Origin of the sequence: Streptomyces sp. AC1-42W, from assembly GCF_003248355.1 — a bacterium.
GTDB lineage: Bacteria > Actinomycetota > Actinomycetes > Streptomycetales > Streptomycetaceae > Streptomyces.
Window position 1 is genome coordinate 1,094,400 of record NZ_QKWY01000001.1, and the last position, 26,182, is coordinate 1,120,581.

Below are 26,182 nucleotides of genomic sequence, written 5' to 3' on the forward strand. Positions count from 1 at the left end.
AGTGAGAAGACCATGAACGGAACAGGTACGACGCACCGGGAGAACCGGACGGTCGCGGAGCTCGCCCTGCGGACGCTGCTGCCGGGATTCGCCGGACTCTCCGTCCCCCCGGAGGCCGAGGACGCCCTGGACGAGGGGCTGCGCGGCTACGCGCTCTTCGGCAACAACATCAGGGACCGGGACCAGCTCGGCGAGCTGATCGCGGATCTCCGCGGCGCCCGTCCCCACGCGTTGATCGGGCTCGACGAGGAGGGCGGTGACATCACCAGACTCCACTACACGACCGGGGCGACCACGCCCGGGAACGCCGCCCTGGGCAGGGTGGACGACACCGAGCTGACACGGGAGGTCTACCGGGGGATCGGCGCCGAACTGCGTGATATCGGCGTCGACGTGGACTTCGCCCCGGTCGCCGACGTGAACACGCACCACGCCAACTCCATCATCGGGACCCGGTCGTTCGGAAGCGATCCGGAGCGCGTCGCCCGGCACGTGGCCGCCGCGGTGACCGGTCTCCAGGACATGGGCGTGGCCGCCTGCGTGAAGCACTTCCCCGGTCATGGCGCCACCACCCAGGACTCGCACCACACCCTGCCCACGGTGGACGAACCCCTGGACGTCCTGCGGCAGCGCGACTTCGGCCCGTTCCGCGCCGCCGTCGCGGCCGGGACCCGGATGGCCATGACCGGTCACATTCGCATGCCCGCGCTCACCGGCGCGCAGCCCGCCACCTTCTCCGACGCGGCCGTCACCGCACTGCTGCGCCGGGAGATGGGCTTCGGCGGTGTTGTCGTCACCGACGCCGTGGACATGCGCGCCGTCGGCACGGCCGGACCTGGCGAGGCCGTGGTGCGCGCCCTGGCGGCCGGATGCGACCTCGTCTGCCTCGGCGCCGGCCGGCCCGGCCCCGGCGCCCTGCGCTCCCTGATCGACGACTGCACCGGCGCCGTGGTCGCCGCGGTCGCCGCCGGGACGCTGACCCGGGAGCGCCTGGAGGAGGCGAACCGCCACGGGGACGCGCTCCAGGACTGGCTGAGGACACCCCGGGGGACCGCACCCCGGGTGCGGCGGGGAGCCGGCCGCGAGGCCGCGCGGCGGGCGCTGCGCACTTTCGGCCGGACCGGACCCCTCGACGCGCCGCTGGTCGTCCAGCTCGACTCCGAGGCCAATCTCGCGGCGGGGCGGGTGCCGTGGGCCCTGGCCCCGTACCTGGCCGAGGTACTCCCCGCGTGCGAGGTCCTGCACGTGAGCGACGCCGATGCCGGGGACTTCCCCAGGGAGCGGGCGGACGGACGCGACGTCGTCTTCGTCTCCCGGGACACCCACCGCTTCCCGGCCGTGCAGCGCCTGATCCAGGACCTGGCCGCTCGGACGGACGTCACGCTGGTCGAGATGGGCTGGTCCGGCGGCGAGGACATCCAGGGGCTCAGCGGCCGTATCCACACCTTCGGCGCCGCCCGCGTGACCGCAGAGGCCGTGGCCCGGCTGCTCGCCGACGGAGTACGGGAGGACGCGCGATGACGCTGCCCGGGACGACGGCCCGGCAGACGCCGGCCGGCACCGCGGACGAGCCGCCGGTCATCGAGGTGCGGGACCTGGTGAAGGAGTTCCGCAGGCCGGTGGTGGACCAGCGCCGGTTCGGCGCCCTGCGCCAGCTGCTGGCGGGGCGGTACGAGCTCGTCCGCGCCGTGGACGGGGTCACCTTCTCCGTCCCCCGGGGCCAGGTGATCGGCTATCTCGGACCCAACGGGGCGGGGAAGAGCACCACCATCAAGATGCTCACCGGAGTCCTCGAACCCACCTCCGGCACCGTCCGGGTGAACGGGGTCGCCCCCAGCCGCAACCGCAAACAGAACGCCCTGCGAGTGGGCGCCGTCTTCGGACAGCGCAGTCAGCTCTGGTGGGACCTGCCCCTCGTCGAGTCGATGCGGCTTCTCGCGGCGCTCTACCGGATCGAACCCGGCCGGTACCGCGACAACCTGGCCCGCGTCGACCGGGTCCTGGGGCTGCGCGACTTCCTCGACACCCCGGTGCGCCAGCTCAGCCTCGGCCAGCGGATGCGCGGCGACCTGGCGGCCGCGGTGCTGCACGACCCGACCGTCCTCTACCTCGACGAACCCACCATCGGTCTGGACGTCTACACGAAGGACCGGGTCTGCGACTTCATCGCCGACATCAGCTCCCGCCGGGGCACCACGATCGTGCTGACCACCCACGACCTCGCTGATGTGGAACGGCTCTGCCACCGGGTGGTGCTCATCGACCACGGAACCGTCGTGTTCGACGGGACGGTGGACGCGCTCAAGGACAGCTACCTCCCGGAACGCACTCTCACGGTCCGGTACGAATCCGGACCCCGCGCCCCCTTCGCCGCCGGCCGGCGCCTGGCCGGGGGAACCGTCGTCCGGTGCACCCCGAACGAGGCCGTAGTACGGATGCCGCCCGAGGGCTCCGTCCCGGCCGTGCTCACCGCGCTGGAGGAGCACTGCCGTGTGGTCGACCTCTCCATCGCCGGCATCAGCCTGGAGACGGTGGTCAAGCAGCTCTACCCGGCGAGCGGGGCAGCCGAATGACCGTGCTCACCGCGACGTTCGGAGCCATCGTCACCAGACGGGTCAAGGAGGCGATGGTCTACCGCTCCAACTCCCTGATCCTGGCCGTCGGTGCCCTGGTGCAGATCATGCTCACCAACGCCGTATGGGCCGCCGCCTACGGTGCGGGCGCCGGGCCCGACATGCCCCTCGACAGGCTCCTGCTGTATGTGACGCTGGCGGGCATCCACGCCTGGCTGTTCACCGGGCCCATCCTCCAGTTCATGCAGCGCCGGGTCAGCCAGGGCCACCATCTCTTCGACCTCCTGCGGCCGGTTGGCTTCCTCCCTCAGATGGCGGCCCATCAGGTCGGATACGTCGCCGGTGTGCTGCTGTTCATGGTCCCGGCGCTTCCGGTGGCGTTCCTCGTCGGATCGCTCGCCCCGCCCGCCGGCATGGCGGCCGGGCTCGCCTACGTCGTGAGCCTGGCCCTGGGGCTCCTCATTCACACGCTGCTCTCCCTCCTGGTGGGCATGAGCGTCTTCTGGATGATGCAGGTCGACAGCGCGAACCTGCTCTTCCGCGTCATCAGCCAGTTCTTCTCCGGAGCCTTCGCCCCGCTCGCGCTCCTTCCCGGCTGGCTGGCGACGGTGACGCAGCTGCTCCCCTTTCAGGCGACGACTTACGTACCGGTGGCCATCTACATCGGCGAGGTCACGGGGGCGGGTGTGCTCCGGCAGTGCGCACTCCAGGCGGCCTGGGTGGCGGTGCTGGCGCTGGCGCTCCGGTTCACCTGGTCCCGCGCGGTACGAAAGGTGGTGGTGCAGGGTGGTTGAGGAGTTCGTCCGGTCGGCGCGGATCGCGTGGACGCTCGAACGCGCGGCGGTACGGGCGCAGGTGCAGTACCGCGCCAACTTCCTCTCGATGATCGTGCTCGGGATCGTCTACCAGGGCAGCGGCTTCGCGTTCGTCCTCGTCGTCATGCACAACGTGGACCTGATCGCCGGATGGCCCCTCGGCGACATCGCGTTCCTCTACGGACTGCGCATGCTCGCCCATGCCTTGTGGATCGTCCCGCTGAGCCATCTGTGGATGCTGGACCAGATGGCGAGGGAGGCGGAGTTCGACCGGTACCTCCTGCGTCCCTTGAGTCCGTTCGTCCAGTTCGTCACCAGCAAGTTCCAGATGAACGCCCTCGGCGACGCCTGCGTGGCGGTCCTGATCCTGGGCTACTCCCTCACGCTCGTCGACGCCGACTTCGACCCGTGGACGCTTCTCCTTCTCGGTGCGGCCGTCATCGGCGGGGCGCTCATCGAAGGGTCCATCCAGGTGGCCGCGGCCGCGTTCGCCATCCGCACCCTGAACACGATGTCGCTGCGCATGCTCGCCGACTTGGTGTTCAGCGTCGCCGGCAGCTACCCGGTGATCATCTTCCCGAAGCTCATGCGGGTGACGCTGACCGTGCTGCCGGTATCGTTCGTCGCCTACTTCCCGGCAGCCCTGGCGCTGGGCAGGCAGGACGAGCTCTTCGTCCCCCTCTGGGTCGCGCATCTCACGCTCCCCGTCGGGGTGGTGCTGTTCCTCGCGGCGGGTGCGGTCTGGCGGTCCCAGTTGCGGCACTACCAGAGCGCGGGGAACTGACGGGCGTGCCGTGCGGTGGGGCGCGGGCAGGCCGACGCCCCACCGCACGGACGAGGTCTACCTCACGGGGCTCAGCACATCCGTGCCGACCCACGGACGCAGCGGCTCCGGGACGCGGACGGATCCGTCCGGCTGCTGGTTCTGCTCCAGGATGGCGGGCAGGAGGCGGCTGGTCGCGAGGCCCGAGGCGTTGAGGGTGTGGACGAACCGGGTCTTCTTGTCGCCCTCGGCGCGGTAGCGGATCGCCGCCCGGCGAGCCTGGTAGTCACCGGCCCAGGAGACCGACGAGACTTCCTTGTACGTTCCCAGGCTGGGGAGCCACACCTCGACGTCGTACGTCTTGGCCATGGTCGCGCTGACATCGCGCGAGGCGAGCTTGGACGTGCGGTAGTGCAGGCCCAACTGCTCCACCAGCGACTGCGAACGGCCCAGCAGTTCGGTGAAGGCCGCCTCCGCGTCCTCGGGCGCGACGAACTGGAACATCTCCACCTTGTTGAACTGGTGGCCGCGAATCGTTCCGCGCTCCTCCGTCCGGTACCCGCCGGATTCCTTCCGGTAGCACGGCGTGTACGCGAAGAGCTTCTTGGGCAGTTCGGCAACCGGGATGATCTCGTCCCGGTACGTGTTCAGGATCGCCGTCTCCGCCGTCGGAAGGAGGAAGGAGGTTCGCTCCCCTTCGTCACCGGCCAGATGGAAGACGTCGTCGTGGAATTTCGGGAACTGTCCGGCAGCGAATCCGCTCTCCTCCGTCAGCAGGTGCGGAGGAAGCATGAACTCGTATCCGGCCCGGTAGTGCTCACGGGCGAAGAAGTCGAGCAACGCCCATTCGAGCGCGGCTCCGTGGCCCCGGTAGAGCCAGTGACCGCTTCCTCCGAGTTTTACGCCGCGCTGAAAGTCGACCAGGCCCAGGTCGGTGCAGAGCTCGACGTGATCCCGGGGCGAGCTGCCCAGATCGGGGGCCTCGCCCCAGACCCTCACGACCTCGTTCGCCTCCTTGCCGCCCGCCTTGACCTCGGGGTCGGGCAGGTTCGGCAGTTCCATCAGCAGAAGCCGCAGCCGGTTCTCGGTCTCCCGCAGGTCCGCCTGCAACACGGCGATCCTGTCGCCCAGTTGGGCGGCGGCCTCCTGCTGTTCCGTGGCGTCCTCGCCGCTCCTCCTGAGCTCGCCGACCTCACGCGAGCGCTTCTTGAGCTCGCTCCGGGCCTGTTCGACCTCGGAGGCCTTGGCCCTGCGCGACTCGTCCGCCTTCAGGATCGGGGAGAGGTCCACGGAGTCGATACGGGTGAGGAGCGCCGCCCGTACCGCCTCGGGGTCCGACCTGATGAGTTCGATGTCGAGCATGGTGCGGAGGCCTCTCGTTGGGTGAATCGGCGTGGAAAGAGCATAGGGCCTTGCCGATTGGGATCCTTGCCGAAGGAAAATCCGGCTCGGTCGAATCGGCGGGGCGGAATCTCGCGCTATCGGGTGAGACTGCGCCCTTCCTGTCCGGCGTCGAGCCGGCGGAGCCGACCGGACTCCTCGCCGACCCGTCCCCTGTTCGTGGAGTGAGCGGGTACGGGCCCGGTGAGCGGCCCGTACCCGGTCGCCTCAGACCTCCAGGTCCGCCTCGATCTTCTTCAGCTGGTGGCGGGCCATGGCCAGGTTGGCGCGCCCGGAGTCCAGCACGAGGTAGAGGAACAGGCCCGTGTTGCCGCGGGACTTGAGCAGCCGGATCAGGTGGTACTGGCTGCCCAGCGTGATCAGGATGTCCTCGATCTCGTCCTTGATCCCGAGGTGCTCCATCGTGCGGAGCTTGGCGCGTACGACATCGGTGTTGCCGGCGGCCGCGACCTCCAGGTTGAAGTCCTTGCCGCCGCCGAGGGTGCCCAGGGCCATGCCGCTCGTGAAGTCGACGAGGGCGACACCGGTGGTGCCCTCGATGGACGACATCGCTTCCTTCAGTGACGCTTCGGTGTTCGCCATGAGTGGTGCTCCCTTTCTCTGACCGGCCGACTGGGGCCGGTTCCGTTGCGTGGTGGGGTGGTGTCGAGGGCGCCCGGCCGGTGCGCGGGCGCGGCTCAGACCGGGCGGTGCGGGAGGGCGCCCGGCTGCTGCGGGGGGTGGGGCGCGGGGGTGGGCCGCGGGGCCCGTGCGAGGGCCCGGTCGACGAGTTCGCCGATCCGGGAGCCGGCCCGGCGGCCCTCCAGATGGAGCCGGCCGACGTTGATCCGGTCCTCGGCCAGCAGGGTGAGGACGGCCTGTGAGCCGGCCGCGTACGTCGCGATGTAGCCGGACTCGCCGCGTACGAGCAGTTCCCGGAAGCCGTCGCGGCCGGTGGCCGCGGTCATCCGGACGGCGACGCCGAGCGCGGCGGCGGTCAGCGCGGCGACGCCCTCGGCCTCCACCCCCGGCGTGTCATGGGCCAGGACCAGGCCGTCCGTGCTGGCCGCCAGCGCGCCGGAGAGAAGCGGAACCCGGGCCCGTAACCGCTGGAGCTCGGCCAGGACGTCCTGCGTTTCGGCCTCGGACACCATCAGCTGTCTCCTTCCGGCACGCGTTCTGAGCGCGCGTATCACAGGGCCTCCAATGCGTCTCGGAGCCGGCGCAGCAGGGCGACGTCGGGGTCGGCCGTGACCTCGGGAAGCGCGATCCGGTTCGCCTCCGGCGCCCGTTCCGGGACCGGTTCGACCAGTCCGGCGGCCGTGAGGCGCCGCAGGTCCACCAGGATGTGGAACGCGGACCTGCCCAGCTCCTGTGCGATGCCGGTGGCCGTACGCACTTCGTCCACGCACTCCAGGACGCGGCGCCGGCCCACCGGCACGGGCGCGTCGGCCGGGCGGCCCGTCCGGCGCAGCGGCGCCGTGTCCACGGCCGGGTCCGGCCAGATCCGGTCCAGCAGCTCCCGGCGCCGCAGCGTCTCGCGCTGCACGGCGTCCACCGGGACCGGGCGCACCGGGCCGATCCAGTGCGCCACGCCGTAGCGGAAGCGCGCCGGGGTCCTGGTCGGGGCGAGGGCGAAGAAGGCGGCGTCGTACAGGGCACCCAGATGGCACAGCTCCAGCGCGCCGCCCGGCACCCGGCCGCTGTCCACGAGATACCGCCCGACCCGCTGCCCGGCCCCCGCCTCGGCGACCGCGTCCCACCAGCCCTCGTGGCGCAGCGCGCCGCTGCGGGTGAGCAGGACGTCGATGCCGGGGGTCGCCGGGCTCTCGGCGTGGACGACCTCGCCGTCCGCGAGGTACAGCGTGCCCCGGTCCCGCATCAGGGCGCCGGTGGCGCGTTCGGCGGCGAGGCGCTGGAGCATGGGGGAGAGGACGGTGGCGGTGTCGTCCGCGAGGGCGGCGGTCACGCGAGGACCAGCCGTTCGGCGATCTCGCCCAGGCGTATCCGGGCCAGCGCCAGATTGCCCTCCGCGCGGTCGAGCCAGAGGTGGAGGAAGACGCTGCTGTCGAACTCCGTCGCCACGAAGCGCAGGACGTGGTAGCCGGTGCGCGTGGTGACGAGGACGTCCTCGACCGGGGGAGCGCTCCCGGCCTCGGGTAACCCCTCGGCGAACGCGGGCTGTTCGGCCGCCATCCGGGCCACCTCGGCCGTCTCGGCGGCGGTCGCCTCGTGGTCGCCGTTGGGCGATTCGCCGATGGTGCCGAGGGCGAGACCGCTGGTCCAGTCGACGACCGCGGCGCCCCTGGCACCGGGCAGTCGCATGACGTCGAGCAGGCACTCGTCGATTCCGGGCACGCGTATTCCCCTCCGGCACGGTGTTCGGCTGTGACCCAGAGGTTACGCATCGTGCTCGCTCCGGGTGGGGGTTCTGGCATTTTCCATCGGTACATGCGGGCGGTTGCCGGAGAATGCGCCGCCGCGAAACGGACGGAACGGCTCCAAGGGGTCTGCGGCCGGGCCTGTTGACTGGAGGTATTCAGCCGCCCAAGATGTGAATAGAAAGTTCACAGTCGGTACGGACGGCACGACGGCACGACCGTCGCAGTCGCGAGGAGGCATCCGCCATGTCAGGACCCCGCCCCGTACGGGCGCCGCGCGGTACGGAACTGAGCGCCCTGGGCTGGCAGCAGGAAGCCGCCCTGCGGATGCTCCAGAACAACCTCGACCCCGAGGTCGCCGAGCACCCCGACAAGCTCGTCGTCTACGGCGGCACCGGCAAGGCGGCCCGCGACTGGCGCTCCTTCGACGCGATGGTCCGTACGCTGCGCACGCTCAAGCAGGACGAGACGATGCTCGTCCAGTCCGGCCGCCCGGTCGGCGTCATGCAGACCCACGAGTGGGCGCCCCGGGTGCTGATCGCCAACTCCAACCTGGTCGGCGACTGGGCGAACTGGGAGGAGTTCCGCCGCCTGGAGGCGCTCGGACTCACCATGTACGGCCAGATGACCGCCGGTTCCTGGATCTACATCGGCACCCAGGGCATCCTCCAGGGCACCTACGAGACCTTCGCCGCCGTCGCCGCGAAGCTGAGTTCAATGGGTAAAGGGGTCGGCGGCACCCTGGCCGGCACCATCACCCTGACCGCCGGACTCGGCGGCATGGGCGGCGCCCAGCCGCTCGCCGTGACCATGAACGACGGCGTCGCCATCTGTATCGACTGCGACCCGCGCGCCATCGAACGCCGCATCGAGCACCGCTACCTGGACGTGAAGGCCGACTCCCCGGAGCACGCCCTCCAGCTCGCCGTCGAGGCCCGCGACGCCCGCCGCCCGCTCTCCATCGGCCTCCTCGGCAACGCTGCCGAACTGCTGCCCCGGCTGCTCGCCGAGGGCGCCCCCATCGACATCGTCACCGACCAGACCAGCGCGCACGACCCGCTCTCCTACCTCCCGGCCGGCGTCGACTTCGACGACATGGCCTCCTACGCGGCCGAGAAGCCCGCCGACTTCACCCTGCGGGCCCGCGAGTCGATGGCCCGGCACGTCGAGGCCATGGTCGGCTTCATGGACGCCGGCGCGGAGGTCTTCGACTACGGCAACTCCATCCGGGGCGAGGCCCAACTCGCCGGATACGAGCGCGCCTTCGACTTCCCCGGCTTCGTACCGGCCTACATCCGGCCGCTGTTCTGCGAGGGCAAGGGCCCGTTCCGCTGGGCGGCGCTGTCCGGCGAGGCGTCCGACATCCACAAGACGGACAAGGCGCTGCTCGAACTCTTCCCGGAGAACGAGTCCCTGCACCGCTGGATCAGGATGGCCGGCGAGCGCGTCCACTTCCAGGGCCTGCCCGCCCGCATCTGCTGGCTCGGCTACGGCGAACGCGACCGGGCCGGCGAGCGCTTCAACGACATGGTGGCGAGCGGCGAGCTGGCGGCCCCGCTGGCGATCGGACGCGACCACCTGGACTGCGGCTCCGTCGCCTCCCCGTACCGCGAGACCGAGGCCATGCTCGACGGCTCCGACGCGATCGCCGACTGGCCGCTGCTGAACGCCATGGTCAACGTGGCGTCCGGGGCGTCCTGGGTCTCCCTGCACCACGGCGGCGGCGTCGGCATGGGCCGCTCCGTCCACGCCGGACAGGTGACCGTCGCGGACGGCACGGAGCTGGCCGGCGAGAAGATCCGCCGGGTCCTCACCAACGACCCGGGCATGGGCGTCATCCGGCACGTGGACGCGGGCTACGACATCGCCGACTCCGTCGCCGAGGACAAGGGCGTGCGCGTCCCGATGCGGGAGGACGCGTGACACCCGCACCCTCCGGCTTCCGGACCATGTGGGCCGAACTGGCCCCCATCGGCCTGCACGCCGGCAGCGGAGGATACCGGCGCTACGCCTGGACCGGGGCCGACACCGACTGCCGGGCCTGGTTCCGCGAACAGGGCGAGGCACGCGGGCTGACCGTCGAGACCGACCGCAACGGCAACCAGTGGGCCTGGCTCGGCGACCCCCTCGCCGGGGACGCCGTCGTCACCGGCTCCCACCTGGACTCCGTACCGGACGGCGGCGCCTTCGACGGGCCGCTCGGCGTCGTCTCCTCGTTCGCCGCGCTCGACGAACTGCGCCGCCGGGGCGCCACGTTCACCAGGCCGCTGGCCATCACCAACTTCGGCGACGAGGAGGGCGCCCGCTTCGGCCTCGCCTGCGTCGGCTCCCGGCTCGCCGCCGGACAGCTGACCGCCGAGGCCGCGCACCGGCTGCGCGACGCGGACGGCGTCACCCTCCCGCAGGCCATGTCCGCCGCCGGACACGACCCCGACGCCATCGGCCCCGACCCCGAACGGCTCGCCCGGATCGGCGCCTTCGTCGAACTCCACGTCGAGCAGGGCCGCGCCCTGGACCTCTCCGGCGACCCGGTCGGCATCGCCTCCGCCATCTGGCCGCACGGACGCTGGCGGTTCGACTTCCGGGGCGAGGCCAACCACGCGGGCACCACCCGGCTCACCGACCGCCGCGACCCGATGCTCACCTACGCCGAGACCGTCCTCGCCGCCCGCCGCGAGGCCGAACTCGCCGGCGCCCTCGCCACCTTCGGCAAGGTCGCCGTCGAGCCCAACGGGGTCAACGCCATCCCCTCCCTCGTACGCGGCTGGCTCGACTCCCGCGCCGCCGACCAGGACACCCTGGACACCGTCGTCGCCGCCGTCGAACGGGCCGCCCGGGAACACGCCGACCGGGCCGGCATCGACCTCGACGTCGTCCGCGAGTCGTTCACGCCCGTCGTCGAGTTCCGGCACGCCCTGCGCGACGAGCTGGGCACCCTGCTGGAGAAGTCCGCCCGCGGCACCGGCCGCCCGGTCCCCGTGCTCGGCACCGGCGCCGGACACGACGCGGGTATTTTGTCCGCCTCCGTGCCGACCGCCATGCTGTTCGTACGGAACCCGACCGGGGTCTCGCACTCACCGGCCGAACACGCCGCCGAGGACGACTGCGCCGCCGGGGTCACCGCACTCGCCGACGTACTGGAAGGTCTCGCGTGCCGCTGACGACGGAGGCGACGGGCGCGCCCGTCACCGAGACGTACTGGCTCTCCCACGCCTGGCTCGGCACCCATGTCGAGCCGGGCGTCGCCCTGGACGTGGCCGACGGGCGGATCGCCCGCGTCCGCACCGGCGTCGACACCGCGCCGCCCGGCGCCACCGCGCTGCGCGGCCTCACCCTGCCGGGCCTGGCCAACACCCACTCGCACGCCTTCCACCGCGCCCTGCGCTCCACCGTCCAGGTCGGCTCGGGCACCTTCTGGACCTGGCGCGAGACCATGTACCAGGTCTCCTCCCGGCTCGACCCCGACAGCTACTACGCGCTCGCCCGCGCCGTGTACGCAGAGATGGCGCTCGCCGGCATCACCGCCGTCGGCGAATTCCACTACCTGCACCACGGCCCCGGCGGCACCCCCTACGACAACCCCAACGCCATGGGCGAGGCCCTGATCGAGGCCGCCCGCGCCGCCGGCATCCGGATCACCCTCCTCGACACCGCCTACCTCTCCGCCGGATTCGGCACCGGCCCCGACGACCACCGCGCCCCCGACCACCACCAGGCACGCTTCAGCGACGGCACCGCCGACGCCTGGGCCGAACGCGCCGCCGGACTCAGGGGCGACGACCACGCCCTCATCGGCGCCGCCGTCCACTCCGTCCGAGCGGTCCCGGCCGCCCAGCTCGCCACCGTCGCCCGCTGGGCCGAGGAACGGCGAGCCCCCCTGCACGTCCACCTCTCCGAGCAGACCGCCGAGAACGACGCCTGCCTCGCCACCCACGGACGCACCCCCACCCGGCTCCTCGCCGACCACGGCGTCCTCGGACCGCGCACCACCGGCGTCCACAACACCCACCTCACCGACGAGGACATCGCCCTCATCGGCGCCACCTCCACCGGCACCTGCATGTGCCCCACCACCGAACGCGACCTCGCCGACGGCATCGGACCCGCCGCCGCCCTCCAGCACGCCGGCTCCCCGCTCTCCCTCGGCAGCGACAGCCACGCGGTGATCGACCTCTTCGAGGAGGCCCGCGCCATGGAGTTGAACGAACGGCTGCGCACCCGCCGGCGCGGCCACTGGACCGCCGCCGCCCTGCTCCGCGCCGCCTCCGCCGACGGCCACGCCGCGCTCGGCCGGCCCGGCGCGGGCGTCCTCGAAGCGGGCGCCCCGGCCGATCTGGTGACCGTCGCCCTCGACTCCGTCAGGACAGCCGGACCCGTGCCCCGGCTGGCAGCGGAGACCGCCGTATTCGCAGCCTCCGCGGCCGATGTCCGCCACACCGTGGTGGCGGGCCGCCACCTCGTACGCGACGGCCGGCACACACTGGTCGACGACGTCCCCCGAGCACTGGCCCAGGCCATCGGCGCGCTGCGCCCGTAGAAGCCGTCCGGCACATCCCCCGAGCAGCCGGCCCGGCGGACGACAGCCCCCGGCCTCCCCCACGCAAGGAGAGCAGCCCCCCGATGACGACGACCGCCCTCACCCACATCTCCGCCCTGGTCACCAACGACCCCTCCCTCGGTGACGGCTCCCCCCTCGGGCTGATCCAGGACGCGGCCGTCGTCATCGAGGGCGACCGCGTCGTCTGGACCGGTGCGTCCGGCAAAGCACCCGCCACCGACAACGCCGTCGACGCGGGCGGCCGGGCCGTGATCCCCGGCTTCGTCGACTCCCACTCCCACCTGGTCTTCGCGGGCGACCGCACCCAGGAGTTCAACGCCCGCATGTCCGGCCGCGCCTACAGCGCGGGCGGCATCCGCACCACCGTCGCCGCCACCCGCGCCGCCACCGACGAACAGCTCTCCGCCAACGTCGCCCGCTACCTCGCCGAGGCGCTGCGCCAGGGCACCACCGTCCTGGAGACCAAGTCCGGCTACGGCCTGACCGTCGAGGACGAGGCCCGCGCCCTGCGCATCGCCGCCCGCCACACCGACGAGGTCACCTTCCTCGGCGCCCACATCGTCTCCCCGGACTACGCCGACGACCCGGCCGGCTACGTGGACCTGGTCACCGGCCCGATGCTCGACGCCTGCGCCCCGCACGCCCGCTGGATCGACGTCTTCTGCGAGCGCGGCGCGTTCGACGGCGACCAGGCGCGCGCCATCCTCACCGCGGGCCTCGCGCGCGGCCTGCGCGCCCGCGTCCACGCCAACCAGCTCGGCCACGGCCCAGGCGTCCGGCTCGCGGTGGAGCTCGGCGCCGCCTCGGCCGACCACTGCACCCACCTGACCGACGCGGACGTGGACGCCCTCGCCCAGTCGGACACCGTCGCCACCCTGCTGCCGGGCGCCGAGTTCTCCACCCGCGCCACCTGGCCGGACGCCCGCAGGCTGCTCGACGCGGGCGCCACCGTCGCGCTCTCCACGGACTGCAACCCGGGCTCCTCGTTCACCTCGTCGATGCCGTTCTGCGTCGCCCTGGCGGTGCGGGACATGGGTATGACCCCGGACGAGGCCGTCTGGTCCGCCACGGCGGGCGGCGCGGCGGCCCTGCGCCGCGACGACGTCGGCCGGCTCGCTCCGGGCGCCCGCGCCGACCTGGTCCTGCTGGACGCGCCGAGCCACGTCCACCTCGCGTACCGGCCGGGCGTGCCGCTGGTGCGCGGCGTGTGGCGGGCCGGGGAGCGCGTGGTGGCCCCGTACGGCGGCTGACGCGACGGACGGGAAGGGCCCGCCCCGAGGGGGCGGGCCCTTCCCGTCGGTGGAGGAGCCTCACTCGTCCAGCGTCAGACCCTTGCGCAGCTTGACCAGCGTGCGCGAGAGCAGTCTGGACACGTGCATCTGCGAGATGCCCAGCTCCTCGCCGATCTCCGACTGCGTCATGTTGGCGACGAACCGGAGCGAGAGGATCTTGCGGTCCCGGCCCGGCAGCGCGGCGATGAGCGGCTTGAGGGACTCGACGTACTCGATGCCTTCGAGGCCGTGGTCCTCGTAACCGATCCGGTCGGCCAGCGCGCCCTCGTGCTCGTCCTCGTCGGGCGTGGCGTCCAGCGAGCTGGCGGTGTACGCGTTGCTCGCGGCCATGCCCTCCACGACCTCGTCGTGGCCGAGGCCAAGGCGGTCGGCGAGCTCGCCCACGGTGGGCGCCCTGTCGAGCTGCTGGGCGAGCTCGTCGCCCGCCTTGGCCAGGTCGAGCCGCAGCTCCTGCAGGCGGCGCGGGACGCGCACGGACCAGCTGGTGTCGCGGAAGAAGCGCTTGATCTCGCCGATGATGGTCGGCATCGCGAAGGTCGGGAACTCGACCCCGCGGCTGAGCTCGAAGCGGTCGATCGCCTTGATGAGGCCGATCGTGCCGACCTGGACGATGTCCTCCATCGGCTCGCTGCGGGAGCGGAACCGGGACGCGGCGAACTTGACCAGGGCCAGGTTCAGCTCGACGAGGGTGTTGCGTACGTACGAGTACTCCGGCGTGCCCTCGTCGAGGGCTTCGAGCCGGGCGAAGAGCGTCTTCGACAGGGCCCTGGCGTCCAGCGCCCCCACCTCGGTGTAGGGCGGGATCTCGGGCAGCCCCTCAAGGCCGTCGAGCCCGTCGGGCGCTTCGGTGTCTGATGCGGTGTGTCCCTGGGGACATGCTGACGGCGCGTCGTGGGTACGCGGTACGTCGAGCCGGGGCGACATGTGGTCTCCTCCATCGTTCTCGGCATATGGCTGCCGATGCCCATACGTGTTCCTGCGGTGAAGCGGCGCCTCCGAAGCCGGTCGTGTCGTTTTGGGGGTCCCTCTACCCTTACCCGCTCGCCACCGCCCGGTACAACCGCCAATTGACGCTATATGTCCGGTTTGTTGAGGTCTTCCGCTACCGCGTGGCGCAGGGAACGCGTACTGTTCCAAGAACATCAGTGACAACTGGCACGCATCCGTGGATGTGGTGATGCGGACAGTGACGAGCGATGAAGAGGGACGGGCATGGACCGCGGGACGGTCGGCAGTGCGAACCGGGGTCGGCTTCAGGTCGAGGCCCGGACCGAGGGGCCCAGCGAGGTGGTGACGCCGGTCGGTGAGCTCGACCACCACACGGCGGATCTGCTGCGCGAGCCGCTGGAGAGCGCGGTCGAGCAGGGGCGCGCGCGCCTGGTGGTCGACTGCTCGCGACTCGACTTCTGTGATTCCACCGGGCTGAACGTGCTGCTCGGTGCGCGCCTCAAGGCGGAGGCAGCCGGGGGAGGGGTTCATTTGGCCGCGATGCAGCCGGTGGTGGCTCGGGTCTTCGAGATCACGGGCGCCGAGGCGGTGTTCACCGTCCATGCCTCGCTCGCCGAGGCCCTGGAGACCTGACCGGACTCCTCCCCGGCCGCACGGGTCCGGTCGCGCGAGTTACGCGATCGGCGAAGGGCCGGGGGGTGTCGTCGCCGTTCGGCCGGGCAGGAGATCTTCCGGCGAGCCCGTTCGGTCCGGCCTTCCGTGCCCGTGCGGTTCCTGTATCAGTGTCCGTATCGGTATGCGTACTCGTATCTGTTCAATCGTTTCAATCGTTCGTATCTGTCCAATGGCGACATGGTGAATCGGTGAGGTGAAGCGCTGATGAGCACCACCCGGCAGCATCCGCCGGGCGACCTCGGCCGCGAGCCGGAGGGCGCGGGCGTTTCCTCCGCCGAGCCCGTTCGGCCGGACGGGGCCGCCGACCGGCAGTGGCGCACGCTGTCGTTGCGGGAGGCCACCGGCATCGTGCCGACGGCCCGTGATTTCGCCCGCCAGGCGCTGCACGACTGGGGCTGGCTCCCCGCGTCCAGCGCCGACCGCCGCGCCGCCGCGGAGGACGTCCTGCTCGTCGTCTCCGAGCTGGTCACCAACGCCTGCCTGCACGCGGGCGGCCCCGACGAGATCCGGATCGCCCGCAGCCCCAAGGTGCTGCGCGTGGAGGTCGCGGACGGCGGCGCGGGCCAGCCCGCGCCGCGTACGCCGCACCGGGCCGGGCGGCCCGGCGGACACGGCATGTTCATCGTCCAGCGGCTCTGCCTGGACTGGGGCGTCGTACGGGTGCCGGGTGAGCCCGGCAAGATCGTCTGGGCGGAGCTGGCCGCCCCGGCGTGACCCCGCCACCGCACCGGCCGTAACGCGAAAGAGGGGCCGCCGCACCATTCCGGTGCGGCGGCCCCTCTTTCGCGTACGGGGACCGTCCGGTCAGCGCACGTCGCCCATGTGCTGGGCGACCTTCTTGCGGTACATCCAGATGCCCACACCGGCGACGACGGCGAGTACCACCTCGAAGGCGACCGCCCCGGTGGTGTCCAGGTTCACGCCGAGCTGCTTGGAGGTGAGCAGACCGGTCACCGAGTCGCCGGCGGTGACGGCGAGGAACCAGACGCCCATCATCTGCGAGCTGTACTTCGCCGGCGCCATCTTCGTGGTCACCGACAGGCCGACCGGCGACAGGCACAGCTCCGCGACGGTCTGGATGAAGTAGACCGAGACCAGCCACATCGGGCTGACCTTGCCCCCGTTGGCGGCGGTGTCGATCAGCGGGATCAGGAAGACCGCGAAGGAGACGCCGATCAGCACGAGGCTGGAGGCGAACTTGACCGCGGTGCTCGGCTCCTTGCCGCGCTTGTTCAGCCACAGCCACGCCGAGGCGAGCACGGGGGCCATCGCCATCACGAAGATCGGGTTCAGCGACTGGTACCAGGAGGTCGGGAAGTCGAACCCGAACAGGCTGTTCGTCGTCGAGTTCTTACCGAAGATCGACAGCGTCGAGCCGTTCTGGTCGTAGATCATCCAGAAGACGGCCGCGACCACGAAGAACCAGATGTAGCCCGACAGCTTGGACTGCTCGGTGTCGGTCAGCTCCTTGTCGCGCTTCATGCGGGCCAGGACGGCGACCGGGATGATCAGCCCGGCCAGGGTGATCGGCAGGACGCCCCAGTCGACGAAGTTGCCGGTGATGCCGAGCAGGCCGTAGAAGACGACCGCGACGATCAGCCAGATCATGCCCTTGCGCAGCGCGGACTGCTTCTCCCGCGCCGTCGCCGGGGTGGTGACGATGTCGCTGCGCGGGCTCAGGTGGCGGGTGCCGAGCATGAACTGGGCGAGACCCAGGGCCATGCCGAGCGCGGCCAGCGCGAAGCCGAAGTGCCAGTTGACCTTCTCGCCGACGGTGCCGATGGTCAGCGGGGCGAGGAAGGCGCCGACGTTGATCCCGATGTAGAAGAGCGTGAAGCCGCCGTCGCGGCGCGGGTCCTCGGGGCCGTTGTAGAGGTGGCCGACCATCGTGGAGATGTTGGCCTTCAGCAGCCCGGAACCGAGCGCGACCAGCGCCAGCCCCGCGAAGAAGGTCGCCGAGTTGGGCACCGCGAGCGTGATGTGGCCGAGGATGACGACGGCGCCGCCGATGGCGACCGTCCGGCGCGGACCCCAGAACCGGTCGGCCATCCAGCCGCCGGGCATGGCGAGCAGGTAGACCATCGCCATGTAGGCGGAGTAGATGGTCGTCGCGGTGGCGGCGTTCATGTGCATGCCGCCGGGCGCGATCAGGTACAGCGGGAGCAGCGCCTTCATGCCGTAGAAGCTGTATCGCTCCCACATCTCCGTCATGAAGAGCGTGGCCAGGCCCCGGGGGTGGCCGAAGAAGGCCTTGTCGCCACCGGCGGTGCTCGACGGGTCCTTCGTCAGGCTGGACGCCATGATCGATCCTTGTGTGCTCGGGACGCGGCGCCGCATGGAGGCGGGTCCGCGCCCGGTGGGGGGAGGCCGGCACCGCCGCGGGCACGCCCTCCGCGACGGGATCCACGCCCGGAGGCGCCGTCATCGGCGATCCGGGCCCGGCCCACAGGTCATTCACTGGTACTTCCGGGCCGGCGGGTACCGGCCCCGCACACAAAAGAGACCTTTGGCGCTCAGAGCAGCCCAAAGGTCCTTGAGTAGTGCAATAGGCGTTGGGCCACCATACGGCATGACAGAGGGCGATATGGAAGGACTTGAGAGATGGATCACAGGTGCTGACATGATCGCGCTCGCATATTCCAAGGTCTGCCCCCGCTCCGGTAGGTGATCCGCAGGGCTTGCGGATCGCCTCCCGCCTCCTGCCCCGCGCGGACTACCATCAGTGCATGACCCGTGTACTGCTCGCCGAGGACGACGCATCCATCTCGGAACCGCTGGCCCGCGCCCTGCGGCGGGAGGGTTACGAGGTCGAGGTGCGGGAAGACGGCCCGACCGCCCTCGACGCCGGTCTCCAGGGCGGCATCGACCTGGTCGTGCTCGACCTGGGGCTGCCCGGCATGGACGGCCTCGAAGTCGCCCGCCGGCTCCGTGCCGAGGGTCACACCGTGCCGGTCCTGGTGCTGACCGCCCGCGCCGACGAGGTGGACACGGTCGTCGGGCTCGACGCCGGCGCCGACGACTACGTCACCAAGCCGTTCCGCCTCGCCGAACTGCTCGCCCGCGTCCGGGCCCTGCTGCGGCGCGGCGCCGCCGAGCCCGCCCCCCAGCCCGCCACGCACGGCGTCCGCATCGACGTCGAATCGCACCGGGCCTGGATGGGCGAGGAGGAACTGCAGCTCACCGCCAAGGAGTTCGACCTCCTGCGCGTCCTCGTACGGGACGCCGGCCGGGTCGTCACCCGCGACCAGCTGATGCGCGAGGTCTGGGACACCACCTGGTGGTCCTCCACCAAGACCCTCGACATGCACATCTCCTGGCTCCGCAAGAAACTCGGCGACGACGCGGCCAACCCGCGCTACATCGCCACCGTCCGGGGCGTCGGCTTCCGCTTCGAGAAGAGCTGACGACCGGCGAGCCGTACGAGCTGACGCCCCCGCGCCAGCAGCCCGAGCCGACGACGTACAGAAGCAGGCATGCGCCGACGACTGATCAACTCCACCCTCGCCGTCGTGCTCGTGGTGATCGCCGTCTTCGGCGTCTCCCTCGTCATCGTCGAGACCCGCACCATCAGCAGCAGCGCCCAGGAGAGCGTCGACTCCGAGGCGCTCCGGCTGATCAGCGTCATCGAGAGCCGGCTCCTCGGCGAGGAGCGGATCAACCCCGAAGTGCTCGCCGAGCAGATCGACGACAAGCGCTACGCCCTGGTCAAGATGGCGGGCCGGGCCCCCATCGAGGTCGGCGAGCGCCCCACCGGCAGCGTGATCACCGCCACCGAGACGGGCGAGCACGGCGAGCGGGTCACCGTCGAGGAGTCCCGCTCCGCCGTCACCCGCGAGGTCGGCCGCACCCTGATGATCATCGGCGCGGTGGCGCTGCTGGCCATCGTCTCCGCCGTCCTCCTCGCCGTGCGCCAGGCCAACAAGCTCGCCTCGCCGCTCACCGACCTCGCCGAGACCGCCGAACGCCTGGGCTCCGGCGACCCCCGCCCGCGCCACAAGCGGTACGGGGTGCCCGAGCTGGACCGTGTCGCCGACGTCCTCGACGCCTCCGCCGAACGGATCGCCCGCATGCTCACCGCGGAGCGCCGGCTCGCCGCCGACGCCTCCCACCAGCTGCGGACCCCGCTCACCGCGCTGTCCATGCGCATCGAGGAGATCTCGCTCACCGACGACCCGGAGACCGTGAAGGAGGAGGCGCACATCGCGCTCGCCCAGGTCGAACGGCTCACGGACGTGGTGCAGCGGCTGCTCACCAACGCCCGCGACCCCCGGACCGGCTCGGCGGTCGACTTCGACCTGGACGAGGTCGTCAAGCAGCAGATCGAGGAGTGGCGCCCGGCCTACCGGGGCGAGGGCCGCGCCATCGTGTGCTCGGGCAAGCAGGGGCTCAGCGCCGTGGGCACGCCGGGCGCGGTCGCCCAGGTCCTGGCCGCGCTGATCGAGAACTCCCTGATGCACGGGCGGGGCACGGTCGCCCTGCGCACGCGGGTCACCGGCAATCAGGCGGTGATCGAGGTGACGGACGAGGGCCCCGGCGTCCCGGCCGACCTGGGGGCGCGGATCTTCGAGCGGACCATCAGCGGCCGCAACTCCACGGGCATCGGCCTCGCCGTCGCCCGCGACCTCGCCGAGGCGGACGGCGGCCGGCTGGAACTCCTCCAGCAGCAGCCCCCGGTCTTCGCCCTCTTCCTGAGCCGCATGGCCCAGAGCCGGACGGAAGCGGAAACGGAACGTCCGGTGAGGTAGCCCTGCCGCCGTGCTGCCCTACCGCCCTACCGCCCTACCGCCGTGCCGCATCCGCCTCGCGCACCGCCGGGGCGGGCACGGTCACCAGGGCTCCTTTGTCGGCAGCCGCCTCCGGCTCGTCGGCAGCCGCCTCCGGCTCGGGCAGCGCCTTGAAGACCCACGTCCGGTAGGACCAGAAGCGGAACAGCGTCGCGACACCGATCCCGACGATCTTGAAGACGTTGCTCTGCACCGGGGTGTCCCAGCCGAACCCGTACGTCGCCACGTACAGCACACCGGTCTCGATCACCGCGCCCGCCGCGCTGAACAGCAGGAACAGGGTCAGCTCGCGGGTGCGGCCGGTCTTGTCGCGGTCGCGGTACGTCCAGTGGCGGAAGCCCACGTAATTGCAGAGGATCGCGACGAACGTGGCGAGCAGCCCGGCCCGCACGGTCGGGATCTCCGTGTAGCGCCACAGCAGGTTCGACACGACCATGTTGACCACCAGGCCGACGGCACCGACCACGCCGAACTTGGCGACCTCCCGGGCCAGCGACTCCAGCCGGGCCCGCAGTGCGCCTCGCTCGCTCATGTGATCGCTCAGTCCGTCCGTAGGTCCCGCTCCATGCTCCGTCAACCCGGCCATGCTAACCAGGACACCCGCCGTACGCCTGTGCGTACGGGAACGCGTGCGGCCGGCCCCGCCCCCTGCCCGGAGCCGCCGCCCGGCGGTGCGGATACCCTGGAAGCGTGACGTTCCCGGTAGTCGGCATGGTCGGTGGCGGTCAGCTCGCCCGAATGACCCACGAGGCGGGCATCCCCCTCGGCATCAAGTTCAAGCTCCTCAGCGACACCGCTCAGGACTCAGCGGCCCAGGTGGTGGGCGAGGTCGTCGTCGGCGACTATCGCGACCTGGAGACGCTGCGGGCCTTCGCGCGCGGCTGTGACGTGATCACCTTCGATCACGAGCACGTGCCCACCGAGCATCTGCGGGCCCTGGAGGCGGACGGCATCCCCGTCCGCCCCGGCCCCGACGCCCTGGTGCACGCCCAGGACAAGGGGGTGATGCGCGCGAAGCTCACCGAGATCGGCGCGCCCTGCCCCCGCCACCGCATCGTGGCCGACCCGGCCGACGTCGCGGTCTTCGCCGAGGAGGGCGGGGGCTTCCCCGTCGTCCTGAAGACCGTGCGCGGCGGCTACGACGGCAAGGGCGTCTGGGTGGTCCGCTCCGAGGCGGACGCGGCCGAGCCGTTCCGGGCCGGTGTCCCGGTGCTCGCCGAGGAGAAGGTCGACTTCGTACGGGAGCTGGCGGCCGACATCGTCCGCTCGCCGCACGGCCAGGCCGTCGCCTACCCGGTCGTCGAGTCCATCCAGGTGAACGGCGTCTGCGACACGGTCATCGCCCCCGCCCCCGACCTGGACGAGGAGCTGGCGGGCGAGGCCCAGCAGCTCGCGCTGCGCATCGCCGCCGAGCTGGGCGTCGTCGGCCACCTCGCGGTGGAGCTGTTCGAGACCCGGGACGGGCGCATCCTCGTCAACGAGCTGGCCATGCGCCCGCACAACTCCGGCCACTGGACCATGGACGGCGCGATCACCTCGCAGTTCGCCAACCACGTCCGGGCGGTCCTCGACCTCCCGCTCGGCGACCCGCGCCCCCGCGCCCCCTGGACGGTCATGTGCAACGTCCTGGGCGGCGACTACCCGGACATGTACCAGGGCTATCTGCACTGCATGGCGCGCGACCCGCAGCTCAAGATCCACATGTACGGAAAGGACGTGAAGCCGGGCCGCAAGGTCGGCCACGTCAACACCTACGGCGACGACCTGGCGGACGTGCGCGAGCGCGCCCGGCACGCGGCCGACTACCTGCGAGGAACGATCACCGAATGACTTCCCCCGCCTCCACCGCACCGGTCGTCGGCATCGTCATGGGCTCGGACTCCGACTGGCCCGTCATGGAAGCGGCGGCCAAGGCGCTGGACGAGTTCGCGATCCCGTACGAGGTCGACGTCGTCTCCGCCCACCGCATGCCCCGCGAGATGATCGCGTACGGCGAGAACGCGGCCGACCGCGGCCTCAAGGCGATCATCGCGGGCGCGGGCGGCGCCGCCCACCTGCCCGGCATGCTCGCCTCGGTCACCCCGCTGCCGGTCATCGGCGTCCCGGTCCCGCTGAAGTACCTGGACGGCATGGACAGCCTCCTGTCCATCGTCCAGATGCCCGCCGGCATCCCCGTCGCCACGGTCTCCGTCGCCGGCGCGCGCAACGCCGGCCTGCTGGCCGTCCGCATCCTGGCCGCCGCCGACCCCGAGCTCCGGGGCCGGATGACGGAGTTCCTGGGCGACCTGAACGACCAGGCCACCGAGAAGGGCAAGCGGCTGCGCCAGAAGGTGGCCGGCACGGAGTCCTTCGGCTTCGGGAAGTAGGCGCCGTGACGGACCGACTGGACCGGGCGCGGGAACTCCTCGCCGAGTACCCCGTGGTCGACGGCCACAACGACCTGCCGTGGGCGCTGCGCGAGCAGGTCGGCTACGACCTGGCCGCACGGGACATCGCCACCGACCAGTCGGCCCACCTGCACACCGACATCCCCCGGCTGCGCGCCGGGGGCGTCGGCGCCCAGTTCTGGTCCGTCTACGTACGCTCCGACCTCGCGGGCGACGCCGCCGTCAGCGCGACCCTGGAACAGATCGACGCCGTCGCCGAACTGCTCGACCGCTACCCGGCCGACCTGCGGCGCGCCCTGACCGCCGACGACATGGAGGCCGCCCGCGCCGAGGGCCGGATCGCCTCCCTGATGGGCGCCGAGGGCGGCCACTCCATCGCGAACTCGCTGGGCACCCTGCGCGGCCTGTACGCCCTGGGCGTCCGCTACATGACGCTCACCCACAACGACAACATCGCCTGGGCCGACTCCGCGACCGACGAGCCCGGCGTCGGCGGCCTCTCGCCCTTCGGCCACGAGGTCGTCCGCGAGATGAACCGCACCGGCATGCTGGTGGACCTCTCGCACGTCGCCGCGACGACCATGCGGGACGCGCTGGCCACCTCCGTCGCGCCGGTGATGTTCTCGCACTCCTCGTCGCGCGCCGTCTGCGACCACCCGCGCAACATCCCGGACGACGTGCTGGCGCTGCTCCCGGCCAACGGCGGCATCGCCATGGCCACCTTCGTCCCCACGTTCGTCCTGCCCGAGGCCGTCGCCTGGACGCAGGCCGCCGACGAGAACCTGCGCGCCCACGGGCTGCACCACCTGGACACCACCGCGCGCGCCATGGAGCTGCACGCCGCGTTCGAGGCGGCCCAGCCCCGCCCGGTCGCCACGGTGGCCACCATCGCCGACCACCTCGACCACATGCGCGACGTCGCCGGCATCGACCATGTCGGCATCGGCGGCGACTACGACGGCACCGCCTTCCTCCCGCACGGCCTGGAGAGCGTCGCCGGCTACCCGAACCTGGTCGCGGAGCTGCTGCGCCGCAACTGGTCCGCCGCCGACCTGGCCAAGCTCACCTGGCGCAACGCCGTACGGGTGCTGCGCGCCGCCGAGGACGTGGCCCGCGAGCAGCGGGCGCTGCGCGGCCCGTCGCACGCGAGGATCGAACAGCTGGACGCCCCGGCGGCCTAGGGGCGGTTTCAGCAGGCGCAGAGGCAGAACGGGTGCCCCGCCGGGTCGGCGTACACCCGGAAGGAGCGCTCCCGGTCCGCCGCGTCCAGCACCGTCGCGCCCAGCGCCAGCACCTCGCGCTCCGCCGCGTCCAGATCCGCCGCGGTCAGGTCCAGATGGACCTGCTGCGAGGCGTCCGCGCGCGGCCACTTCGGCGGTACGAAGCCGGGCGCGGCCTGGAAGGCGAGTGGGGCGCCGGCGCTTCCTTCGAGGTCCACCCAGTCCTCCTGCCGCCGGACCTCGCCGCCGAGCAGCGCGGCGTAGAAGTCCGCCAGGGCGACGGGGTCGGGACAGTCCAGGACGACGGCACCCACTGTGGCCAGAGCCATGTTGCTTCCTCCTCGGGCAGACTACGGACAGGTGGTTACCGCTTGAACCGATCAACCGGTAACCGTTACTGCATGCTCCCCCATGGGCGGTAACGTCGCAACCATGAATGAGAGGGATTCCGCGCCCGGTGGACTCGCGCTGGTCGAGGCGCTGGTCAACACCCTGGACATCGAGACCGGCGCGGACAGCCTCGACACGGCGGAGGGGCGCGCCCCCTTCGCCCTCGCGGAGCCCGACCTCCCGGCGGCCCGCGCGCTGCGCGAGGCCCTGCGCGCCGCCTGCCTGGCGCACGCCGGCCACTGCTCGGACGACAGCCCGCTGTGCGTACTGGACCGGCTGCTCGCCGAGGCGCCGCTTCGGGTCACGGTGGACGCGGCGGGCGTGGCGGCGCTGCGCCCGGTGCAGGAGCCGCCGGGGCTGATGGCGCGGATCGCCGCCGCGGTCGCCGCCGCCGCGGCGGACGGCACCTGGGCCAGGCTCAAGGCGTGCGAGGCGGCGGACTGCCGCTGGGCCTACTACGACCGCAGCCCGGCGGGGCGCCGCCGCTGGTGCTCGATGTCGGTGTGCGGGGCGCGCGCGAAGATGCGTACGTACCGGGCGCGTCGCGGCTGAGAAGGGGGACCGGGCGCGGTCAGGCGGTGGGGCGGCCCATCGCGCGGAACGTCCAGCCGGCCGCGCGCCACACGGCCGGGTCCAGCGCGTTGCGCCCGTCGAGGATGATCCGGCGGCCCGCGACCGCGCCCAGCGCCTCCGGGTCCAGCTCGCGGAACTCCCGCCACTCCGTCAGATGCAGGACGACGTCGGCGCCGCGCACCGCGTCGAGCGCGCTCTCCGCGTAGCCGAGGGTCGGGAAGAGCCGGCGGGCGTTGTCCATGCCCTTGGGGTCGTAGACGGTGACCTGGCCGCCCTGGAGGTGGACCTGCCCCGCGACGTTGAGCGCGGGCGAGTCCCGTACGTCGTCCGAGTCCGGCTTGAACGTGGCGCCGAGCACGGCGACCCGCCGGCCGAGGAAGGAGCCGCCGCCCACGGCCTCGCGGGCCAGCTCCACCATGTGGCCCCGGCGGCGCATGTTGATCGAGTCGACCTCGCGCAGGAAGGTCAGCGCCTGGTCGGCGCCCAGCTCACCGGCGCGGGCCATGAACGCGCGGATGTCCTTGGGTAGGCAGCCGCCGCCGAAGCCGATCCCGGCCCGCAGGAACTTCTTCCCGATGCGGTCGTCGTGCCCGATGGCCTCGGCGAGCTTGGCCACATCGCCGTCGGCGGCCTCGCAGACCTCCGCCATGGCGTTGATGAACGAGATCTTGGTGGCCAGGAAGGAGTTGGCGGCCGTCTTCACCAGCTCGGCGGTCGGGTAGTCCGTCACGACGAACGGGGAGCCCTCCGCGACCGGAACGGCGTACACCTCGCGCAGCAGCTTCTCGGCCCGCTCGCTGGTCACGCCGACGACGATCCGGTCCGGGTGCAGGGTGTCCTGGACGGCGAAGCCCTCGCGCAGGAACTCCGGGTTCCAGGCCAGCTCCGCGCCGGCGCCCACCGGAGCCAGCTCCGCGAGCCGGGCGGCGAGGCGGGCGGCGGAGCCGACGGGCACGGTGGACTTGCCGACGACCAGGGCGGGCCGGGTCAGCAGCGGCGCCAGCGAGTCGAAGGCGCTCTCCACGTACGTCATGTCGCAGGCGTACTCGCCGTGCTTCTGCGGGGTGTTCACGCAGACGAAGTGGACGTCGCCGAACTCGGCGGCCTCCTCCCAGGAGGTGGTGAACCGCAGCCGCCCGCTGGCCCCCTCGACGCCCACGACATGCCGCCGCAGCATCTCCTCAAGATCGGGTTCGTACATCGGCACCCGGCCGGCGGACAGCATCTCGATCTTCTCGGGCACCACGTCGAGCCCCAGGACCTCGAAGCCCAGCTCCGCCATGGCCGCGGCGTGGGTGGCCCCCAGGTAGCCGGTGCCGATCACGGTGATCCTGGTGAGGGCCATGAGGTGCTCCTGTGAGACGCGGACGGACGGGCGGACGGGCATGCGGACGGGCACGCGGGGAATGAGCATAGTCCGGGCCGCGGAACCCCTGTTTTCCG

General features: G+C 71.9%; 26 protein-coding genes. 16 read left to right on the forward strand and 10 right to left on the reverse strand.

Annotated elements, in window-relative coordinates:
- Positions 1 to 12: 12 nt before the first annotated feature.
- Genes DNK56_RS05010 through DNK56_RS05025 form a run of 4 tightly spaced genes read left to right on the forward strand, consistent with a single transcriptional unit; the run spans position 13 to position 4,172 of the window.
- Positions 13 to 1,521, forward strand: a complete 1,509-nt coding sequence (locus tag DNK56_RS05010; protein ID WP_111330841.1) for a glycoside hydrolase family 3 protein — start codon at positions 13 to 15, stop codon at positions 1,519 to 1,521.
- On the forward strand, positions 1,518 to 2,573 hold the full coding sequence (locus DNK56_RS05015) for an ABC transporter ATP-binding protein (RefSeq protein WP_111330844.1): 1,056 nt from the start codon (positions 1,518 to 1,520) through the stop codon (positions 2,571 to 2,573). The genes DNK56_RS05010 and DNK56_RS05015 overlap by 4 nt, the downstream gene beginning before the upstream one ends.
- The gene (locus DNK56_RS05020; RefSeq protein WP_111330846.1) at positions 2,570 to 3,367 is read left to right on the forward strand and encodes an ABC transporter permease; all 798 of its coding nucleotides are present in this window, start codon (positions 2,570 to 2,572) and stop codon (positions 3,365 to 3,367) included. The genes DNK56_RS05015 and DNK56_RS05020 overlap by 4 nt, the downstream gene beginning before the upstream one ends.
- Positions 3,360 to 4,172: an ABC transporter permease gene (locus DNK56_RS05025; protein WP_241989764.1), complete on the forward strand. Its 813-nt coding sequence runs from the start codon at positions 3,360 to 3,362 to the stop codon at positions 4,170 to 4,172. The genes DNK56_RS05020 and DNK56_RS05025 overlap by 8 nt, the downstream gene beginning before the upstream one ends.
- Positions 4,173 to 4,229: 57 nt before the next feature.
- Here the strand turns inward: DNK56_RS05025 and serS are convergent, their stop codons facing one another.
- From serS to DNK56_RS05050, 5 genes are all read right to left on the reverse strand, one after another.
- Positions 4,230 to 5,513, reverse strand: a complete 1,284-nt coding sequence (gene serS, locus DNK56_RS05030) for a serine--tRNA ligase (RefSeq protein ID WP_111330849.1) — start codon at positions 5,511 to 5,513, stop codon at positions 4,230 to 4,232.
- A 246-nt stretch (positions 5,514 to 5,759) separates the two neighbouring features.
- A complete protein-coding gene (locus DNK56_RS05035) occupies positions 5,760 to 6,134 on the reverse strand; it encodes a hypothetical protein (protein WP_111330851.1) in 375 nt (124 codons plus the stop codon).
- 95 nt (positions 6,135 to 6,229) lie between these two features.
- Positions 6,230 to 6,685: a roadblock/LC7 domain-containing protein gene (locus DNK56_RS05040; protein WP_111330853.1), complete on the reverse strand. Its 456-nt coding sequence runs from the start codon at positions 6,683 to 6,685 to the stop codon at positions 6,230 to 6,232.
- Positions 6,686 to 6,723: 38 nt separating this feature from the next.
- Positions 6,724 to 7,455 (reverse strand): transcriptional regulator, encoded by a 732-nt coding sequence (locus DNK56_RS05045; protein WP_241989939.1) that lies wholly within the window; start codon positions 7,453 to 7,455, stop codon positions 6,724 to 6,726.
- Between the two features lie 41 nt (positions 7,456 to 7,496).
- The gene (locus tag DNK56_RS05050; RefSeq protein WP_111330859.1) at positions 7,497 to 7,889 is read right to left on the reverse strand and encodes a hypothetical protein; all 393 of its coding nucleotides are present in this window, start codon (positions 7,887 to 7,889) and stop codon (positions 7,497 to 7,499) included.
- Between the two features lie 269 nt (positions 7,890 to 8,158).
- Here DNK56_RS05050 and hutU point away from each other — a divergent pair, with 269 nt between their 5' ends.
- The 4 genes from hutU (at position 8,159) to hutI (ending at position 13,720) form a co-directional block, all read left to right on the forward strand.
- Complete coding sequence (gene hutU, locus DNK56_RS05055) at positions 8,159 to 9,835, forward strand: urocanate hydratase (RefSeq protein ID WP_111330862.1); 1,677 nt, start codon at positions 8,159 to 8,161, stop codon at positions 9,833 to 9,835.
- 26 nt (positions 9,836 to 9,861) lie between these two features.
- Positions 9,862 to 11,073 carry an allantoate amidohydrolase gene (locus tag DNK56_RS05060; protein ID WP_111335479.1) on the forward strand — a complete coding sequence of 404 codons (1,212 nt, stop codon included), beginning with the start codon at positions 9,862 to 9,864 and terminating at the stop codon, positions 11,071 to 11,073.
- Positions 11,064 to 12,449 carry a formimidoylglutamate deiminase gene (locus tag DNK56_RS05065; protein ID WP_111330864.1) on the forward strand — a complete coding sequence of 462 codons (1,386 nt, stop codon included), beginning with the start codon at positions 11,064 to 11,066 and terminating at the stop codon, positions 12,447 to 12,449. The genes DNK56_RS05060 and DNK56_RS05065 overlap by 10 nt, the downstream gene beginning before the upstream one ends.
- An 83-nt stretch (positions 12,450 to 12,532) precedes the next feature.
- On the forward strand, positions 12,533 to 13,720 hold the full coding sequence (gene hutI / locus DNK56_RS05070; protein ID WP_111330866.1) for an imidazolonepropionase: 1,188 nt from the start codon (positions 12,533 to 12,535) through the stop codon (positions 13,718 to 13,720).
- A gap of 60 nt (positions 13,721 to 13,780) precedes the next feature.
- Here hutI and DNK56_RS05075 read toward each other — a convergent pair whose 3' ends face one another.
- The gene (locus DNK56_RS05075) at positions 13,781 to 14,686 is read right to left on the reverse strand and encodes an RNA polymerase sigma factor SigF (protein WP_111330867.1); all 906 of its coding nucleotides are present in this window, start codon (positions 14,684 to 14,686) and stop codon (positions 13,781 to 13,783) included.
- Positions 14,687 to 14,974: 288 nt separating this feature from the next.
- Between DNK56_RS05075 and DNK56_RS05080 the strand changes: the two genes are divergently transcribed.
- The gene (locus tag DNK56_RS05080) at positions 14,975 to 15,343 is read left to right on the forward strand and encodes an STAS domain-containing protein (RefSeq protein WP_111330868.1); all 369 of its coding nucleotides are present in this window, start codon (positions 14,975 to 14,977) and stop codon (positions 15,341 to 15,343) included.
- Between the two features lie 246 nt (positions 15,344 to 15,589).
- Positions 15,590 to 16,099 carry an ATP-binding protein gene (locus tag DNK56_RS05085; RefSeq protein ID WP_111330869.1) on the forward strand — a complete coding sequence of 170 codons (510 nt, stop codon included), beginning with the start codon at positions 15,590 to 15,592 and terminating at the stop codon, positions 16,097 to 16,099.
- Positions 16,100 to 16,189: 90 nt separating this feature from the next.
- On the opposite strand, the gene DNK56_RS05090 is transcribed toward DNK56_RS05085, so the two are convergent.
- Positions 16,190 to 17,686 carry a peptide MFS transporter gene (locus DNK56_RS05090; RefSeq protein ID WP_111330870.1) on the reverse strand — a complete coding sequence of 499 codons (1,497 nt, stop codon included), beginning with the start codon at positions 17,684 to 17,686 and terminating at the stop codon, positions 16,190 to 16,192.
- Positions 17,687 to 18,111: 425 nt separating this feature from the next.
- Between DNK56_RS05090 and DNK56_RS05095 the strand changes: the two genes are divergently transcribed.
- Positions 18,112 to 18,789, forward strand: coding sequence for a response regulator transcription factor (locus tag DNK56_RS05095; protein WP_111335481.1), 678 nt, complete (start codon positions 18,112 to 18,114; stop codon positions 18,787 to 18,789).
- A 69-nt stretch (positions 18,790 to 18,858) separates the two neighbouring features.
- On the forward strand, positions 18,859 to 20,130 hold the full coding sequence (locus DNK56_RS05100; RefSeq protein ID WP_111330871.1) for an ATP-binding protein: 1,272 nt from the start codon (positions 18,859 to 18,861) through the stop codon (positions 20,128 to 20,130).
- A 34-nt stretch (positions 20,131 to 20,164) separates the two neighbouring features.
- On the opposite strand, the gene DNK56_RS05105 is transcribed toward DNK56_RS05100, so the two are convergent.
- Positions 20,165 to 20,701 (reverse strand): GtrA family protein, encoded by a 537-nt coding sequence (locus DNK56_RS05105; RefSeq protein ID WP_111330872.1) that lies wholly within the window; start codon positions 20,699 to 20,701, stop codon positions 20,165 to 20,167.
- Between the two features lie 158 nt (positions 20,702 to 20,859).
- On the opposite strand from DNK56_RS05105, the gene DNK56_RS05110 reads away from it, so the two are divergent.
- From DNK56_RS05110 to DNK56_RS05120, 3 genes are read left to right on the forward strand one after another with little or no spacing between them, the layout of a single operon-like run.
- Positions 20,860 to 21,999, forward strand: coding sequence for a 5-(carboxyamino)imidazole ribonucleotide synthase (locus DNK56_RS05110; protein ID WP_111330874.1), 1,140 nt, complete (start codon positions 20,860 to 20,862; stop codon positions 21,997 to 21,999).
- Complete coding sequence (gene purE / locus DNK56_RS05115) at positions 21,996 to 22,535, forward strand: 5-(carboxyamino)imidazole ribonucleotide mutase (protein ID WP_111330877.1); 540 nt, start codon at positions 21,996 to 21,998, stop codon at positions 22,533 to 22,535. Before DNK56_RS05110 ends, purE begins: the two co-directional genes overlap by 4 nt.
- Positions 22,536 to 22,540: 5 nt before the next feature.
- Entirely contained in the window at positions 22,541 to 23,737 is a 1,197-nt protein-coding gene (locus tag DNK56_RS05120; RefSeq protein ID WP_111330879.1) for a dipeptidase, read from the forward strand.
- Between the two features lie 8 nt (positions 23,738 to 23,745).
- On the opposite strand, the gene DNK56_RS05125 is transcribed toward DNK56_RS05120, so the two are convergent.
- Positions 23,746 to 24,105: a VOC family protein gene (locus tag DNK56_RS05125; RefSeq protein WP_111330881.1), complete on the reverse strand. Its 360-nt coding sequence runs from the start codon at positions 24,103 to 24,105 to the stop codon at positions 23,746 to 23,748.
- Between the two features lie 103 nt (positions 24,106 to 24,208).
- Here DNK56_RS05125 and DNK56_RS05130 point away from each other — a divergent pair, with 103 nt between their 5' ends.
- Complete coding sequence (locus DNK56_RS05130) at positions 24,209 to 24,718, forward strand: CGNR zinc finger domain-containing protein (RefSeq protein ID WP_111330884.1); 510 nt, start codon at positions 24,209 to 24,211, stop codon at positions 24,716 to 24,718.
- Between the two features lie 19 nt (positions 24,719 to 24,737).
- Here the strand turns inward: DNK56_RS05130 and DNK56_RS05135 are convergent, their stop codons facing one another.
- Positions 24,738 to 26,084, reverse strand: a complete 1,347-nt coding sequence (locus DNK56_RS05135; RefSeq protein WP_111335483.1) for a UDP-glucose dehydrogenase family protein — start codon at positions 26,082 to 26,084, stop codon at positions 24,738 to 24,740.
- Positions 26,085 to 26,182 lie beyond the last annotated feature (98 nt).

Coding starts and splice junctions, on each gene's coding strand:
- DNK56_RS05010 (WP_111330841.1), top strand. CDS start 13: ATGAACGGAACAGGTACGACGCACCGGGAGAACCGGACGGTCGCGGAG.
- DNK56_RS05015 (WP_111330844.1), top strand. CDS start 1,518: ATGACGCTGCCCGGGACGACGGCCCGGCAGACGCCGGCCGGCACCGCG.
- DNK56_RS05020 (WP_111330846.1), top strand. CDS start 2,570: ATGACCGTGCTCACCGCGACGTTCGGAGCCATCGTCACCAGACGGGTC.
- serS (WP_111330849.1), bottom strand. CDS start 5,513: ATGCTCGACATCGAACTCATCAGGTCGGACCCCGAGGCGGTACGGGCG.
- DNK56_RS05035 (WP_111330851.1), bottom strand. CDS start 6,134: ATGGCGAACACCGAAGCGTCACTGAAGGAAGCGATGTCGTCCATCGAG.
- DNK56_RS05040 (WP_111330853.1), bottom strand. CDS start 6,685: ATGGTGTCCGAGGCCGAAACGCAGGACGTCCTGGCCGAGCTCCAGCGG.
- DNK56_RS05045 (WP_241989939.1), bottom strand. CDS start 7,455: ATGCTCCAGCGCCTCGCCGCCGAACGCGCCACCGGCGCCCTGATGCGG.
- hutU (WP_111330862.1), top strand. CDS start 8,159: ATGTCAGGACCCCGCCCCGTACGGGCGCCGCGCGGTACGGAACTGAGC.
- DNK56_RS05060 (WP_111335479.1), top strand. CDS start 9,862: ATGTGGGCCGAACTGGCCCCCATCGGCCTGCACGCCGGCAGCGGAGGA.
- hutI (WP_111330866.1), top strand. CDS start 12,533: ATGACGACGACCGCCCTCACCCACATCTCCGCCCTGGTCACCAACGAC.
- DNK56_RS05075 (WP_111330867.1), bottom strand. CDS start 14,686: ATGTCGCCCCGGCTCGACGTACCGCGTACCCACGACGCGCCGTCAGCA.
- DNK56_RS05080 (WP_111330868.1), top strand. CDS start 14,975: ATGGACCGCGGGACGGTCGGCAGTGCGAACCGGGGTCGGCTTCAGGTC.
- DNK56_RS05085 (WP_111330869.1), top strand. CDS start 15,590: ATGAGCACCACCCGGCAGCATCCGCCGGGCGACCTCGGCCGCGAGCCG.
- DNK56_RS05090 (WP_111330870.1), bottom strand. CDS start 17,686: ATGGCGTCCAGCCTGACGAAGGACCCGTCGAGCACCGCCGGTGGCGAC.
- DNK56_RS05095 (WP_111335481.1), top strand. CDS start 18,112: ATGACCCGTGTACTGCTCGCCGAGGACGACGCATCCATCTCGGAACCG.
- DNK56_RS05100 (WP_111330871.1), top strand. CDS start 18,859: ATGCGCCGACGACTGATCAACTCCACCCTCGCCGTCGTGCTCGTGGTG.
- DNK56_RS05105 (WP_111330872.1), bottom strand. CDS start 20,701: ATGAGCGAGCGAGGCGCACTGCGGGCCCGGCTGGAGTCGCTGGCCCGG.
- purE (WP_111330877.1), top strand. CDS start 21,996: ATGACTTCCCCCGCCTCCACCGCACCGGTCGTCGGCATCGTCATGGGC.
- DNK56_RS05125 (WP_111330881.1), bottom strand. CDS start 24,105: ATGGCTCTGGCCACAGTGGGTGCCGTCGTCCTGGACTGTCCCGACCCC.
- DNK56_RS05130 (WP_111330884.1), top strand. CDS start 24,209: ATGAATGAGAGGGATTCCGCGCCCGGTGGACTCGCGCTGGTCGAGGCG.
- DNK56_RS05135 (WP_111335483.1), bottom strand. CDS start 26,084: ATGGCCCTCACCAGGATCACCGTGATCGGCACCGGCTACCTGGGGGCC.